Raw genomic sequence first — 13,892 nt, forward strand, 5'->3', positions numbered from 1 at the left:
CGCGCGTCCGCCCCGGGCGCGCCCGGACAGTACCGTGCCGATGGCCCTCCAAGACTCACCGGAACACCGCTGGATCGTCCTGAAGTTCGGTGGCACCAGCGTGTCGCAGCGCAGCCGCTGGGACACCATCGGCAGGCTCGCCAAGGCCCGCGCGGAGCAGCATGAGGCGCGCGTGCTGGTGGTGGTCTCGGCCCTCGCCGGCGTGACCAACGCGCTGCAGGCGATCGCGGACGGCGGCGAGGATCTCCCGCAACGGCTCGAGGCCCTGCTGCGGCGGCACTGCGACTTCGCCGCGGAACTGGGCCTCGAGCCGGACGCGGTGCTGAGCGAGCGCTCGGCGGCGCTTCGCGCGCTGGGCACGGATCCGCGCGCTGCGACGCGGCCGCTGGACTGGCAGGCCGAAGTGCTCGCCCAGGGGGAGCTGCTGTCCTCCACCCTCGGCGCCGCCTACCTGGGCGGCGAGGGCCTCGATTTCGGCTGGTGCGATGCGCGCGACTGGCTCGATGCGGTGGAGCTGCCGAACCAGAGCGACTGGTCGCGGCGCCTGTCGGCCAGCTGCCGGCGCGAGGCCGACGACGCCTGGCGCGCGCGCTTCGCCGAGCAGGGGCCGCGGCTGCTGCTCACCCAGGGCTTCATCGCCCGGCACGGCGATGGCGCCACCGCGGTGCTCGGCCGCGGCGGTTCGGACACCTCGGCCGCCCTGTTCGGCGCGCTGCTGCGCGCGCGGCGCGTGGAGATCTGGACCGACGTGCCCGGCATGTTCAGCGCCAACCCGCGCGAGGTGCCGGACGCCCGCCTGCTCACCCGCCTCGACTACGCCGAGGCCCAGGAGATCGCCACCACCGGCGCCAAGGTGCTGCACCCGCGCGCGCTCGGCCCGTGCCGCGACGCCGGCGTACCGCTGGCGATCCTCGATACCGCGCGGCCCGACCTGCCCGGCACCAGCATCGACGCCAGTGCGGCGGCGGTGCCCGGGGTCAAGGCGATCAGCCGCCGCAACGGCATCGTGCTGGTGTCGATGGAAACCGTGGGCATGTGGCAGCAGGTCGGCTTCCTGGCCGAGGTGTTCGACCGTTTCCGCGCACACGGCCTGTCGGTCGACCTGATCGGTTCGTCCGAGACCAACATCACCGTCTCCCTCGACCCCAGCGACAACCTGGTCAGCACCGACGTGCTCGCGCGCCTGTCCGACGACCTGGCGCGGTTCTGCCGGGTGAAGGTGATCGCGCCGTGCGCGGCGGTCACCCTGGTCGGCTGCGGCATGCGCTCGCTGCTGCACAGGCTCTCGGACATCTGGGCCGCGTTCGGTCGCGAGCGGGTGCACCTGATCTCGCAGTCCTCCAACGATCTCAACCTCACCTTCGTCATCGACGAGGCCGACGCCGAGGGCCTGCTGCCGCAGCTGCACGCGCTGCTGATCGCCAGCGGCGCGATGCCGGTGCGCAACGCCGACGTGTTCGGGCCGCGCTGGCGCGAGATCGCGGGCGCGGTGCGGCCGCGGGAGACGCCGTGGTGGCGCGGGGAGCGGGCGCGGCTGCTCGCGCTGGCCGCCCCGGACGCGCCCCGCTACGTCTACCACCTGGACACGGTGCGCGCCCGCGCCCGGGCGCTGGCGGCGATCGCGCCCGTCGACCGTCGCTTCTACGCGATCAAGGCCAACTCGCATCCGGCGATCCTGCGCACCCTGGTGGAGGAGGGCTTCGGCCTGGAATGCGTCTCGCTGGCCGAGCTGCACCGGGTGTTCGAGACGGTCGAGGGCCTGCAGGCGGGCCAGGTGCTCTTCACCCCGAGCTTCGCGCCGCGCGCCGAGTACGAGGCGGCGCTCGCGCTCGGCGTGACCGTCACCCTGGACAACGTCGAGGCCCTGCAGCGCTGGCCGGAGGTCTTCCGCGGCCGCGCGCTGTGGCTGCGTGTCGATCTCGGCCGGGGCGAAGGACACCACGAGAAGGTGCGCACCGGCGGCCTGGCCTCCAAGTTCGGGCTGCCGGTGTCGCGCATCGAGGAGTTCCTCGCCGCCGCCCGGACCCTGGAAGTGACTATCACCGGGTTGCACGCGCACCTTGGCAGCGGCGTCGAGACCGCCCAGCACTGGCGCTCGGTCTGCGACGAACTGGGCGGCATCGCCGAGCGGATCGGCAGCGTCGAGACGATCGACATCGGCGGCGGGCTGCCGATCCCGTACCAGGAGGACGACGAGCCGTTCGACCTCGACGCCTGGAGCGCCGGCCTGGCCGAGGTGAAGGCGGCCTATCCCGCCTACCGGCTGGCGATCGAGCCGGGCCGCTACCTCGTCGCCGAGGCCGGGGTGCTGCTCATGACGGCCACCCAGGTGGTGGAGAAGGGCGGGATCCGCCGGGTCGGCGCCGACGCCGGCATGAACGCGCTGATGCGCCCGGCGCTGTACGAGGCCTACCACGGCATCCACAACCTCAGCCGCCTGGAAGAGTCCGCCGATACCCCGTTCGACGTGGTCGGGCCCATCTGCGAGTCCGGCGACGTGTTCGGCAAACAGCGCCGCCTGCCGGGTGCGACCGCAGAGGGCGATGTGCTGCTGGTGGCGGATGCGGGCGCTTACGGGTTCGTCATGGCCAACCGCTACAACCTGCGCGCGCTTCCGCACGAGCAGGTGCTGGCATGAGCGGCTGGCGTTTCGATCGCGACGCGATCCGGACGTTCCGCTTCGTGCACTGCGGTTTCGATGCGCGAACCGGCGTGGCGCGGCTGGCCTATGCCTTCGACGACGGCCCGGAGATGATCGAGACGGTCACCGTGCCGGGCGCCCCGTTCGCGCTCGACGATGCGCGCGCCGCCGCGGCGATGCGGGTGTTGCGGCTGCTGCACCTCATCGCCGGGGTGAGCTACTACAAGGCGGCGGTGCCGGGCGAGATCCGCATCGAGGGCGACGCGATCGGCGCCGACACCGCGGCGCTGCTGGAGGACATCTACGTCAACGGCCTGGGCGAGTTCGCCTACCGCAACGGGCTGGACCTGCACGGGCGGATCCGGTTTCCGGCCCGTGACGATGGCGCTCCCGTGGCGGAGTTCGAGGCCGGGGTCGGCACTGCCGCCGGCCCGGGCGCGCACGCGCTGGTCGCCATCGGCGGCGGCAAGGACTCGCTGGTGTCGATCGAGGCGCTGCGCGCCGCCGGGGTCGCGCAGACCGTCAGCTGGATCGGCGGTTCCCAGCTGATCCGGGCCTGCGCCGAGCGCACCGGCCTGCCGACGCTCAACATCGGTCGCCAGCTGGCGGCGGAACTGTTCGAGTTCAACCGCCAGGGCGCCTGGAACGGCCACATCCCGGTGACCGCGATCAACTCGGCGATCTTGGCCTTCGCCGCGGTGCTGGTCGGCGCCGACCAGGTGGTGTTCTCGAACGAGCGCTCCGCCAGCTACGGCAGCCTGATCGAGGGCACCGGCGAGGTGAACCACCAGTGGTCGAAGGGCTGGGCGTTCGAGCGCGGGTTCGGCGCCTGGCTGCAGCGCCACGCCGCCGGCGACACGGGGGCGGGGCGGATTAGCGCGCTGCACTATTACTCGCTGCTGCGCCCGTTCTCGGAACTCGCGGTGGCGCGGCAGTTCGCCCGGAGCGACCGCTACGACGCGCACTTCTCCAGCTGCAACCGCAACTTCCACCTGCTCGGCGAGCGGCCGGTGAACCGCTGGTGCGGGATCTGCCCGAAGTGCCATTTCGTGTTCCTGGCGCTGGCGCCGTTCATGCCCAAGCCGCGGCTGGTGGCGATCTTCGGCCGCAACCTGCTCGACGACGCCGCGCAGATCCCCGGCTACGACGCGCTGCTCGAGTATCGCGACCACAAGCCCTTCGAGTGCGTCGGCGAGGGCCGCGAATCGCGCGCAGCGATGGCGGCGCTGGCGCAACGCCCGGAATGGCGCGAAGACGCGGTGGTGCGGCGCTTCGCGCGCGACATCGCCCCGCAGCTCAACCCGGCGGACCTGGCGCTGGAGCCGCTGCTGGGTATCGACGGCGAGCACCGCATTCCGGCGCCGCTGTGGGAACGGCTGCATGCGCATTTCGGAGCTTGATGGCCTGCGCGTCGCGCTGTGGGGCTGGGGCCGCGAAGGCCAGGCGGCGTGGCGCGCGCTGCGGGATCGGGAATCGCAAACCGGCGGTCGGCATCCGGGGCGCGCCGTACCGCCGATGTCGCTCACGCTGTTCTGCCAACCCGGCGAGGCGGAGCAGGTGCGGGCGCTCGGCGACGCGAACCTGGCCGTGGAGACGCAGGCCACCGCGGCACGGCTCTCGGCGTTCGACGTGGTGATCAAGTCCCCGGGGATCAGCCCGTATTCGGCCGAAGCCGAGGTGGCCGCCGCGCGCGGCACGAGGTTCATCGGCGGCACCGCGCTCTGGTTCGCCGAACGGCCCGACGCGCGCACCCTCTGCGTGACCGGCACCAAGGGCAAGAGCACCACCAGCGCGCTGGCCGCGCACCTGCTTCGCGCCGCCGGCGTACGCACGGCGCTGGCGGGGAACATCGGGCTGCCGCTGTTGGAATTGCTCGGGGCCGAGGCCGAGGCCTGGGTGATCGAACTGTCGAGCTACCAGACCCGCGACGTGGCCGCGGCGGGCGTGTCGCCGCACGTGGCCGTGGTCACCAACGTCCACCCCGAGCATCTCGACTGGCACGGCAGCGAGACGCGCTACGTCGAGGACAAGCTCGCGCTGCTCACCCAGGCGCGGCCGCGGATCGCGGTGCTGGACGCGCTCGATCCAAGGCTGGCGGCGCTGGAACTGCCGCACAGCGAACTGCGCTGGTTCAACCGCGACGACGGCTGGCACCTGCGCGGCACGTGGCTGCACCGTGGCGACACCGCCGTCATCGACACTGCCGCGCTGCCGCTGCCGGGGGCGCACAACCGTCGCAATCTCTGCGCCGCGCTGGCTGCGATCGAGGCCATCGGCGTCGATGCCGCGCCGCTGGCGGCGCACGCGGCCGGGTTCGTTCCGCTGCCGCACCGGCTGCAGACGCTCGGCGAACGCAGCGGCCTGGTCTGGGTGAACGACTCGATCAGCACCACGCCGCAGGCGGCGCTCGCCGCTCTCGACGCCTGCGCCGGGTCACGGGTGGCCATCCTGGTCGGCGGGCACGACCGCGGCCTGGACTGGGCCGCGTTCGCCATCCGCATGCGCACCGCGCCTCCGCGCGCGGTGGTCACGATGGGCGCCAACGGGCCGCGCATCCACGCGGCGCTGGCCGGTATCGCCGCCGGTGGCGGATTCGCGCTGCGCGCCGCGGAGGACCTGCCGGCCGCCGTGGCCGCCGCGCGCGCCGCGCTGGGGGAGGCGGGAGGCGTGGTGCTGTTGTCGCCAGGGGCGCCGAGCTTCGGCCCGTACCGCGACTACACCGAGCGCGGGCGCCACTTCGCGACGCTGGCCGGGTTCGACCCGGAGCGGATCACGGCGATCCCGGGGCTGGGCATCGCCTGAGCCGCGTCCGCCGGCGTCGGCGCGGGGCCATCTCCGTGCGCACCGCGGCACATCTCCCGCATCCCGCCCGGTCCGCGGTGGCGCTAGTCTTGCGATTCCATTCTTAGCGAGGGCCCGTCCCATGATCCGATTCGAGTCGGCGGCGCTGCTGCTGCTGTTGTCGGCCGCCACCGCTGCCCGGGCGGCGCCGAGGAGCGAGCCGGTCGAGTGGGAGCTCGACGGCCGCACCTTCAGCGGCGTGGTGGTGTACGACGACGCCGGCGATCCGGGCCCGCGCCCGGGCGTGCTGATGGTGCCGAACTGGATGGGGGTGGGCGAACATGCGCTCTCGCGGGCGCGCGCCCTGGCCGGCGACGGCCGCGTGGTGCTGGTGGCCGATGTCTACGGCAAGGGGGTGCGCCCCGGAAGCCGCGACGAGGCCCGGCAGCAGGTCATGCAGGTGTATTCGGACGGCGGCGCGACCCTGCGCAGGCGCGTCGCGGCGGCGGTGGAGGCGCTGGCGCGCCAGGCGGACCGGGTGCCGGTGGATCCCGGCAGGATCGCGGCGATCGGGTTCTGCTTCGGAGGTTCGGCGGTGCTCGAGCTGGCGCGGTCCGGTACCGATGTGGCCGGCGTCGTCAGCGTCCACGGCGGCCTCGAGACCCACCTGCCGACCGAGGGCAACCGGATCACGGCCCCGGTGCTGGTGCTCAACGGCGCCGAGGACGCCTCGGTCTCCGACGCGCACATCGCCGCGTTCGGACAGGAGATGGACGCCGCCGGCGCCGATTGGCAGTTCGTCGATTTCGGCGGTGCGCGGCACTGTTTCAGCCAGGAGGAGGACGCCGGCGCGGACCCGCAGGACAATTGCCGCTACGACGCGCGCGCCGCCAGGCGCGCCTTCGTGATGATCGATGCGTTCTTCGAGGAGATCTTCGAAGCGGGACCGCGCTGACCGCGCCAGCTCGGTGCGTCGCGCGGCCGATGCCGTCAGCTGCGGCGCTCGACCGCGTGGCGGGCGAGCCCGCGCAGCGCGGCGACCGCGGCGTTGTCCGGCAGGCGGGCGAGGGCCGCGACCGCGGCGGCGGCGAATTCGCGTGCCCGCGCCCGGCTGTAGTCCAGGCTGCCGCTGGCATGGATCGCCGCCATCACCTCGCCCATCGCGTCGGCATCGCCCTGTTCGACGATGCCGCGCAGCCGATCGCGGGTGGAAGCGCCGGCCTGGGCCATCGCGTGGATCAGCGGCAGCGTCGCCTTGCCTTCGGCCAGGTCGTCGCCGAGGTTCTTGCCCAGTTCGCCGGCATCCGCGCTGTAGTCGAGCACGTCGTCGGCGATCTGGAACGCGTAGCCCAGCTGCAGGCCGTAGTCGTGCAGCGCCTGCTGGATCTGCGCACCGGCCCCGGAGGCCAGCGCCCCCAGCCGGGTGCCGGCGGCGAACAGGACCGCGGTCTTGCGTTCTATCACCCCCAGGTAGGCGGCCTCGTCGACGTCGGGATTGCGTACGTGCAGCAGTTGCAGCACTTCGCCCTCGGCGATGCGGTTGGTGGTGTCGGCGAGGACCCGCATCACCTCCATGCAGTCCAGTTCGACCATCAGCTGGAAGCTGCGCGAGTAGAGGAAGTCGCCCACCAGCACGCTCGCGGCATTGCCCCAGATGGCGTTGGCGGTCCTGCGGCCGCGGCGCAGGTCCGACTCGTCGACCACGTCGTCGTGGAGCAGGGTGGAGGTGTGGATGAATTCGACGATCGCGGCCAGCTGGTGGTGCTCCGGCCCGGCACCGCCGCAGGCACGCCCGGCCAGCGCCACCAGCATCGGCCGCAGCCGCTTGCCGCCGGCCGTGACGATGTGCTCGGCGACCTGGTTGATCAGGACCACATCGGAGGCCAGGCGGCGGCGGACGAGGGCGTCGATCGCGGCCATGTCCGGGGCGGCGAGGGCCTGGATGGCCGGCAGGTCGGGGATCGTCGCTGGCAGGGCCTGGTCCATCGGGTCGTCGTGGCTTGGGAACCGGGATTATACGGGCCGCGTGGACGCCCCGACCCGGCGGTACGGCTTCCCCCGACGCCGCGGCGCGGCGGGAACCGACGGCGGGGCGCCGGAAGCTATAATCCAATGATCCCCTGCCGCTTCCGGCAAGCAATCCCAAGGAATCCTTCATGGCCCGTGGCATCAACAAGGCGATCCTGGTCGGCAATCTCGGCAACGACCCGGAAACCAAATACACCCAGGGCGGCATGGCCATCACCAAGATCAGCCTCGCCACCACCAGCGTGCGCAAGGACCGCGACGGCAATCCGCAGGAGAACACCCAGTGGCACCGGGTCACCTTCTTCGGCAAGCTCGGCGAGATCGCGGCCGAGTACCTGCGCAAGGGCTCGCAGGTCTACGTCGAGGGCGAGATCCGCTACGACAAGTACACCGGCCAGGACGGGGTGGAGAAGTACTTCACCGAGATCGTCGCCAACGAGATGCAGATGCTCGGTGGCCGGGGGGAGGGCGGTGGCGGAGGCGGTGGCGACAGGCCGTCGCGCCCGCAGCGCCAGGAGTCGGCCGCGCCGCGCCGGCAGCCTTCCTCGCAGTCGTCGCCGCCCCCGGCGGACGACTTCTCGGACGACGACATTCCGTTCTGACGGACTCTAGCGGCCTGCTGCGCGAAGCGGACTCAAGATGCCCACCTGGCTGGTCACCGGCGGTGCCGGGTTCATCGGGGGCAACCTCGTGCTGGGGGCGGTCGCCTCCGGCGTGCGCGTGGTCAATCTCGACGCACTCACCTATGCCGGCAACCTTGACACGCTGGCTGCCGTCGATGCCCATCCGGGTCACGTATTCGTCCGTGGCGACATCGCCGACCACGCGCTGGTGGCCCGGTTGCTCGCGGAGTATCGACCCGACGCGGTGATCCACCTGGCCGCCGAAAGCCACGTCGACCGCTCCATCGACGGCCCGGCGGCCTTCGTGCAGACCAATGTCGTGGGAACCCTGCGATTGCTGGAGGCGGTTCGCGACCACTGGCAGGGGCTGGAAACGGCGGAGCGGGAGGCCTTCCGCTTCCTGCACGTCTCCACCGACGAAGTGTACGGTTCGCTCGGCGACACCGGCCGGTTCACCGAGGCCACGCCGTACTCACCCAACTCCCCCTACGCGGCATCCAAGGCCGCGTCCGACCACCTGGTCCGAGCGTTCCACCACACCTACGGGCTGCCCACGCTCACCACGAACTGCTCCAACAACTACGGTCCGTACCAGTTTCCCGAGAAGCTGATTCCGCTGATGATCGGCAGGGCCCTGGCGGCGCAATCCCTGCCCGTCTACGGAGACGGGCGCAACGTTCGCGACTGGCTGTACGTCGAGGACCATTGCGCTGCGATCCGCCGGGTGCTGGAGCGGGGCGCAGTAGGCGAGGTCTACAACGTGGGCGGCGACGCGGAGCGCGAGAACATCGAGGTGGTGGGGTCCGTCTGCGACCTGCTCGACCAGCGCCGCCCGCTGGACGGGGGCCGCAGCCACCGGGATCTGATCGTCTTCGTCGGCGATCGTCCCGGTCATGACCGGCGCTATGCCATCGACGCATCCAGGCTCAGGGACGAACTCGGATGGCGTGCCGCGGTGACCTTCGAACAGGGCCTCGCGCGCACGGTCGACTGGTACCTTGGCCATCAGGCCTGGATCCACCGGGTCCTCGACGGCAGCTATCGCATGGAGCGGATCGGGAGCCCGGCATGACCCGAAGGCGCGGCATCATTCTGGCCGGTGGCGCTGGCACGCGCCTGTATCCGATGACCACCTCGATCAGCAAACAGCTGCTGCCGGTCTACGACAAGCCGATGATCTACTATCCGCTCGGCGTGTTGATGCTGGCCGGCATCCGCGAGGTGCTGGTCATCAATGCACCGCACGAGCAGGCCCTGTTCAAGGCACTGCTGGGCGATGGCTCGCAGTGGGGCATGCAGATCGAATACGCACTGCAGCCGAATCCGGACGGGCTGGCGCAGGCCTATCTGATCGGGCGCGAGTTCCTCGCCGGGCGCCCGAGCTGCCTGGTGCTCGGGGACAACGTCTTCCACGGTCCCGGCCTGACCGCGCTGCTGCGCCGGGCGGACGAGCGAGGGGCCGGCGCTTCGCTGTTCGGCTACTGGGTCAGCGATCCGGAGCGCTACGGCGTCGCCGAATTCGATGGCGAGGGGCGCGTCATCGGACTCGAAGAGAAGCCTGCAGCGCCGCGATCGAACTATGCGGTGACGGGGCTGTACTTCTACGACGAACGCGCCAGCGATTTCGCCGCGACGCTCCAGCCATCCGCGCGCGGGGAACTAGAGATTACCGATCTGAGCCGCTGCTACCTGGAAGAAGGCTCGCTGCACCTGGAGAAACTGGGGCGCGGCTACGCGTGGCTGGACACCGGTACGCCCCGTTCCCTGCTGGAGGCGGCGAACTACATCGGAACCATCGAGGCACGCCAGGGCCTGCGCGTGTGCGCGCCCGAGGAGATCGCCTGGCGCAACGGCTGGATCGGGACGGAGCAGCTGCGCGCCCTGGCGGTACCGCTCGCGAAGAGTGGCTACGGCGCGTATCTGCTGGAGCTGGCCGAACGCGGACCGGTTTCGTGAAACTGGTCGAGACGGGATTGCCGGGATGCTTGGTCATCGAGCCCAGGGTGTTCGAGGACGCGCGCGGCAGTTTCCACGAGGCTTTCAACCTCGACGCACTGGCGGCGCAAGGTCTGGGACTTGCGTTCGTCCAGGGCAACGTCTCGACCTCGAGCGAAGGCGTGCTGCGGGGCCTGCATTACCAATGGCCCGGAGCGCAGGGCAAGTACGTCTCGGTGCTGCAGGGCGAAGCGTGGGACGTGGCGGTCGACATCCGCCGAGGTTCGCCCACGTTCGGGCGCTGGACCGCGGTGCTGCTGAGCGCGGGCAACCGGCGGCAGTTCTGGATCCCGGAAGGGTTCGCGCATGGCTTCGTGGCACTCGCCGAGCACGTGGTGTTCACCTATCTGTGCACGTCCCCGTACGACGCCGAAGCCGACGCCGCGATCCGCTGGGACGACCCGGACCTGGCGATCGACTGGCCGGTCGCCGCGCCGCGACTGTCCGAGAAGGACGCTCGCGCGCCGCTGCTGGCCGAGATCGCAGAAGACCGCCTGCCGCGCTACGACGCGGCGGGCGCGCGAGCGCTGACGGGCGAGCCTGGGTGACGCGGATCCTGCTGCTCGGCGCCGGCGGGCAGCTGGGGACCGAGCTGCGCCGCAGCCTTCCGCGGCTGGGCGAACTCGTGTGCGCGACGCGCAGCGGCGCGCTTCCGGACGGAAGGCCGTGCGAGCGCATCGACCTGGAAGACGCCTCCGCCGCGGCCGGCCTGGTCGCCGGACTCGCCCCGGACGTGGTCGTCAACGCCGCGGCCTACACCGCGGTCGATCGCGCCGAGGCCGAGCCGGAGTCCGCCTACCGCGTCAACGCAGCCGCGCCCGCCGCGCTGGCCGCGGCCTGTCGCGGGCACGGCGCTCTGCTGCTGCACTATTCGACCGACTACGTTTTCGACGGCGACACCCGCGACGCCTGGCGCGAGGACGATCCGGTCGCGCCGCTCAACGTCTACGGCGCCAGCAAGCTCGCCGGAGAACAGGCGGTCCGCGGCAGTGGAGCCCGCCATCTGGTATTGCGCACTTCCTGGGTGTATGCGGGGCATGGCCGCAATTTCCTGCGCACGATGCTGCGGCTGGCGGAGGAGGGCGCGCCGCTGCGCGTGGTCGACGACCAGTTCGGGGCCCCGACCCCGGCCGCCTGGCTCGCCGACGCCACCGCGCGGCTGCTGGCCGCCCCGCCGTCCCGATCCGGGCTCTGGCATGCCGCCGCTACCGGCTGCACCAGCTGGTACGGCTTCGCCGCGGCGATCTTCGAGCTGGCCGTGCCGCGCGGCCTGCTGAAGCGGCTGCCGGACCTGCAGGCCGTGACCACGGCGGGCTATCCCGCGGCGGCCCGCCGCCCCGCGTGCTCCTGCCTGGATACCGCGCGGATGGAGGCGGATTTCGGGATCCGGGCGCCGCAGTGGCGCGAGGCACTCGCCTCGGTGCTGGACGCGATCGCCGCGGGGCGCGGCGCCCGGCCAGGGTGAATGCGGCGCCGCCTTCGCCGGTCCCGGTCCGGCGGCCGGCTTGCCCAGCTCCGTGACCGCTGTCATACACTAGGCCCCTTTCCAGGGTCCAGACCGGAGGCAAGCATGAAATTCCAGCGCATCGCACTGGCGATCGCATTGGCGGCCAGCATCGGCGCCGTCGCCGCGCAGCAGCAGCCCGCGCAACCGCAGCAGTCCGCGCAGCAACAGCAGCCGCCGCAGCTCAGCCCCGAGCAGCAGCAGCAGCTGCAGCGCCAGGACGCGGAGATGACCCGCGCGGCGCAGCAGGTCGTGCAGATGATCGATGCCAACCGCGTCGGCGAGGTCTGGGACATGTCGACCGAGCAGGTCAAGCGCATGGTGCCGCGCGACAGTTTCGTGCAGCAAATCACTGCCGACCGCGCGCGCCTGGGCGCGCCGGCCACCCGCGGCAACGCAGTGGTCTCCCGCTCGCAGTTCCAGGCCGGCGGCGAAGTGCCCGAAGGGCTTTACATCAACGTCGCCTTCCCGACCACCTTCGCCAACAACGCCGAACCGGTGCGCGAGCTGGTGTCGTTCCGTCTCGACGAGGACCGCGTCTGGCGGGTCTCCGGCTACAGCCTGCGCTGAGCGTCCGCCTGCCGGGACGGGCCTGACGGGATCCGCCGGGATCCCGTCTTCGTGTCCGGAACGGCGTCGCGGCGGGCAGGCCGCGCCCGGGCCGGCGGCCGTCGCTGGCCCCTCCACCACGCCCGCTCGCGCCCGCCCGCGCCCCATCACCGCCCCCGAATCCCGACTCCGGAGAGCCGATGACCGACACGCCCGCAGCAGCCCCCCGCCGATCGGCGATCGACCGATTCCTCAACGTCGTCGAGGCCGGCGGCAACGCGCTGCCGCATCCGGCCACGCTGTTCGCGATCCTGGCGATGGTGGTGGTCCTGCTGTCCTGGGTGTTCTCGCAGTTCGACCTCTCGGTGCAGCATCCGACCACCGGCGATCTCATCACCCCGGTCAACCTGATGAGCGTGGCCGGACTGCACCGCATCCTCACCGGCCTGGTCACCAACTTCACCAGCTTCGCGCCGCTGGGCACCGTGCTGGTTTCGCTGATCGGCATCGGTGTGGCCGAGCATTCGGGGCTCATCGGCGCCGCGCTGCGGCAGCTGGTACTGGCCGCGCCGCGCTTCCTGCTCACCCCGGTGATGGTGTTCGCGGGGGTGATGTCCAACATGGCGAGCGAGATCGGCTATGTCCTGCTGGTGCCGCTGGCCGGCCTGGTGTTCGTCGCCGCGGGCCGGCATCCGATCCTGGGCATGGCGGCGGCGTTCGCCGGCGTCTCCGGGGGCTACTCGGCCAATCTGCTGCTGGGCACCATCGACCCGCTGCTGGCGGGGCTGTCGCAGGAGGCGGCGCGGATCATCGATCCCGACTACACGGTGAGCCCGGCGGCGAACTGGTACTTCATGATCGTCTCGACGTTCCTGGTCACCGGACTGGGCTGGTGGGTGACCGAACGGATCGTCGCGCGCCGCTTCCCGGATGCGCCACAGCAAGACGGTGGCGGCGAGATCGAGCCGATGTCGCGCGAGGAACGCCGCGGCCTGCTGTTCGCGGTGGTGGCGGCCGGGGCGCTCACCGCGCTGGTGCTGTGGGGCACGGTGCCGGCCGACGGCTTCCTGCGCAATCCGGAGGACGGCGACCTGCTCAACTCGCCGTTCCTGCAGGGCATCGTCGCGCTGATCTTCGCCTACGGCGTGGTCGCCGGCGTGGCCTACGGCATTGGCGCCGGCACCATCAGGAGCGACGCCGACGTCATCAAGGGCATGGGCCAGAGCATGAGCACCCTGGGCGTGTACCTGGTGCTGGTGTTCTTCGCCGCGCAATTCGTGGCGTTCTTCAACTGGACCCAGCTGGGGTTGATCTTCGCCGTCAACGGTGCCGGGCTGCTGGCGCAGATGCAGCTGCCGGGCATCGTGCTGTTCGCCGGATTCATCCTGCTCACCGCCGCCGCAAACCTGTTCATGGGCTCGGCGTCCGCCAAGTGGGCGCTGATGGCGCCGGTGTTCATCCCGATGTTCATGCTGCTCGGCTATTCGCCGGAGCTGACCCAGATCGGGTACCGCATCGGCGACTCCACCACCAACATCATTTCGCCGATGATGAGCTACTTCGCCCTGATCATCGCGTTCCTGCAGCGCTACGAGCCGAAGGCCGGCATCGGGACGGTGGTGGCGGTGATGCTCCCCTACTCGGTGACGTTCCTGATCGGCTGGACCATCCTGTTTTCCATCTGGATGGCGATCGGCGCGCCGATCGGCCCGGGTTCGCCGCTGGAGTACATCCCGGCGGGCTGACCGGCGCGAGCGCTTCGGGCTGCCAG

General features: G+C 71.4%; 12 protein-coding genes. 11 read left to right on the plus strand and 1 reads right to left on the minus strand.

Annotation, left to right across the window (positions count from 1 at the left end):
- The first annotated feature begins 40 nt into the window (after positions 1–40).
- The 4 genes from QFW77_RS13780 to QFW77_RS13795 all read left to right on the plus strand — a co-directional run bounded on the left by QFW77_RS13780 (position 41) and on the right by QFW77_RS13795 (position 6,377).
- Positions 41–2,638, plus strand: a complete 2,598-nt coding sequence (locus QFW77_RS13780) for a bifunctional aspartate kinase/diaminopimelate decarboxylase (RefSeq protein ID WP_280575345.1) — start codon at positions 41–43, stop codon at positions 2,636–2,638.
- Positions 2,635–4,041 (plus strand): UDP-N-acetyl-alpha-D-muramoyl-L-alanyl-L-glutamate epimerase, encoded by a 1,407-nt coding sequence (gene murL, locus QFW77_RS13785; protein ID WP_280575346.1) that lies wholly within the window; start codon positions 2,635–2,637, stop codon positions 4,039–4,041. Before QFW77_RS13780 ends, murL begins: the two co-directional genes overlap by 4 nt.
- Positions 4,022–5,443 carry a UDP-N-acetylmuramoyl-L-alanine--D-glutamate ligase gene (gene murD, locus QFW77_RS13790; RefSeq protein ID WP_280575348.1) on the plus strand — a complete coding sequence of 474 codons (1,422 nt, stop codon included), beginning with the start codon at positions 4,022–4,024 and terminating at the stop codon, positions 5,441–5,443. The genes murL and murD overlap by 20 nt, the downstream gene beginning before the upstream one ends.
- 121 nt (positions 5,444–5,564) lie before the next feature.
- A complete protein-coding gene (locus QFW77_RS13795) occupies positions 5,565–6,377 on the plus strand; it encodes a dienelactone hydrolase family protein (RefSeq protein WP_280575349.1) in 813 nt (270 codons plus the stop codon).
- 35 nt (positions 6,378–6,412) lie between these two features.
- On the opposite strand, the gene QFW77_RS13800 is transcribed toward QFW77_RS13795, so the two are convergent.
- Complete coding sequence (locus QFW77_RS13800; RefSeq protein ID WP_280575350.1) at positions 6,413–7,408, minus strand: polyprenyl synthetase family protein; 996 nt, start codon at positions 7,406–7,408, stop codon at positions 6,413–6,415.
- Between the two features lie 170 nt (positions 7,409–7,578).
- Here QFW77_RS13800 and ssb point away from each other — a divergent pair, with 170 nt between their 5' ends.
- From ssb to QFW77_RS13835, 7 genes are all read left to right on the plus strand, one after another.
- Positions 7,579–8,052 carry a single-stranded DNA-binding protein gene (gene ssb / locus QFW77_RS13805; protein WP_280575351.1) on the plus strand — a complete coding sequence of 158 codons (474 nt, stop codon included), beginning with the start codon at positions 7,579–7,581 and terminating at the stop codon, positions 8,050–8,052.
- A 37-nt stretch (positions 8,053–8,089) separates the two neighbouring features.
- On the plus strand, positions 8,090–9,145 hold the full coding sequence (gene rfbB, locus QFW77_RS13810; RefSeq protein ID WP_280575352.1) for a dTDP-glucose 4,6-dehydratase: 1,056 nt from the start codon (positions 8,090–8,092) through the stop codon (positions 9,143–9,145).
- A complete protein-coding gene (rfbA, locus tag QFW77_RS13815) occupies positions 9,142–10,029 on the plus strand; it encodes a glucose-1-phosphate thymidylyltransferase RfbA (protein WP_280575353.1) in 888 nt (295 codons plus the stop codon). Before rfbB ends, rfbA begins: the two co-directional genes overlap by 4 nt.
- The gene (rfbC, locus tag QFW77_RS13820) at positions 10,026–10,616 is read left to right on the plus strand and encodes a dTDP-4-dehydrorhamnose 3,5-epimerase (protein WP_280575354.1); all 591 of its coding nucleotides are present in this window, start codon (positions 10,026–10,028) and stop codon (positions 10,614–10,616) included. Before rfbA ends, rfbC begins: the two co-directional genes overlap by 4 nt.
- The gene (gene rfbD / locus QFW77_RS13825; RefSeq protein WP_280575355.1) at positions 10,613–11,533 is read left to right on the plus strand and encodes a dTDP-4-dehydrorhamnose reductase; all 921 of its coding nucleotides are present in this window, start codon (positions 10,613–10,615) and stop codon (positions 11,531–11,533) included. Before rfbC ends, rfbD begins: the two co-directional genes overlap by 4 nt.
- Before the next feature lie 105 nt (positions 11,534–11,638).
- A complete protein-coding gene (locus QFW77_RS13830) occupies positions 11,639–12,142 on the plus strand; it encodes a DUF4019 domain-containing protein (RefSeq protein WP_280575356.1) in 504 nt (167 codons plus the stop codon).
- Between the two features lie 179 nt (positions 12,143–12,321).
- Positions 12,322–13,866: an AbgT family transporter gene (locus QFW77_RS13835; protein ID WP_280575357.1), complete on the plus strand. Its 1,545-nt coding sequence runs from the start codon at positions 12,322–12,324 to the stop codon at positions 13,864–13,866.
- The last annotated feature ends 26 nt before the right edge of the window (positions 13,867–13,892 follow it).

Origin of the sequence: Luteimonas endophytica (assembly GCF_029887875.1) — a bacterium.
In the GTDB taxonomy this organism is placed as follows: Bacteria; Pseudomonadota; Gammaproteobacteria; order Xanthomonadales; family Xanthomonadaceae; genus Luteimonas; species Luteimonas endophytica.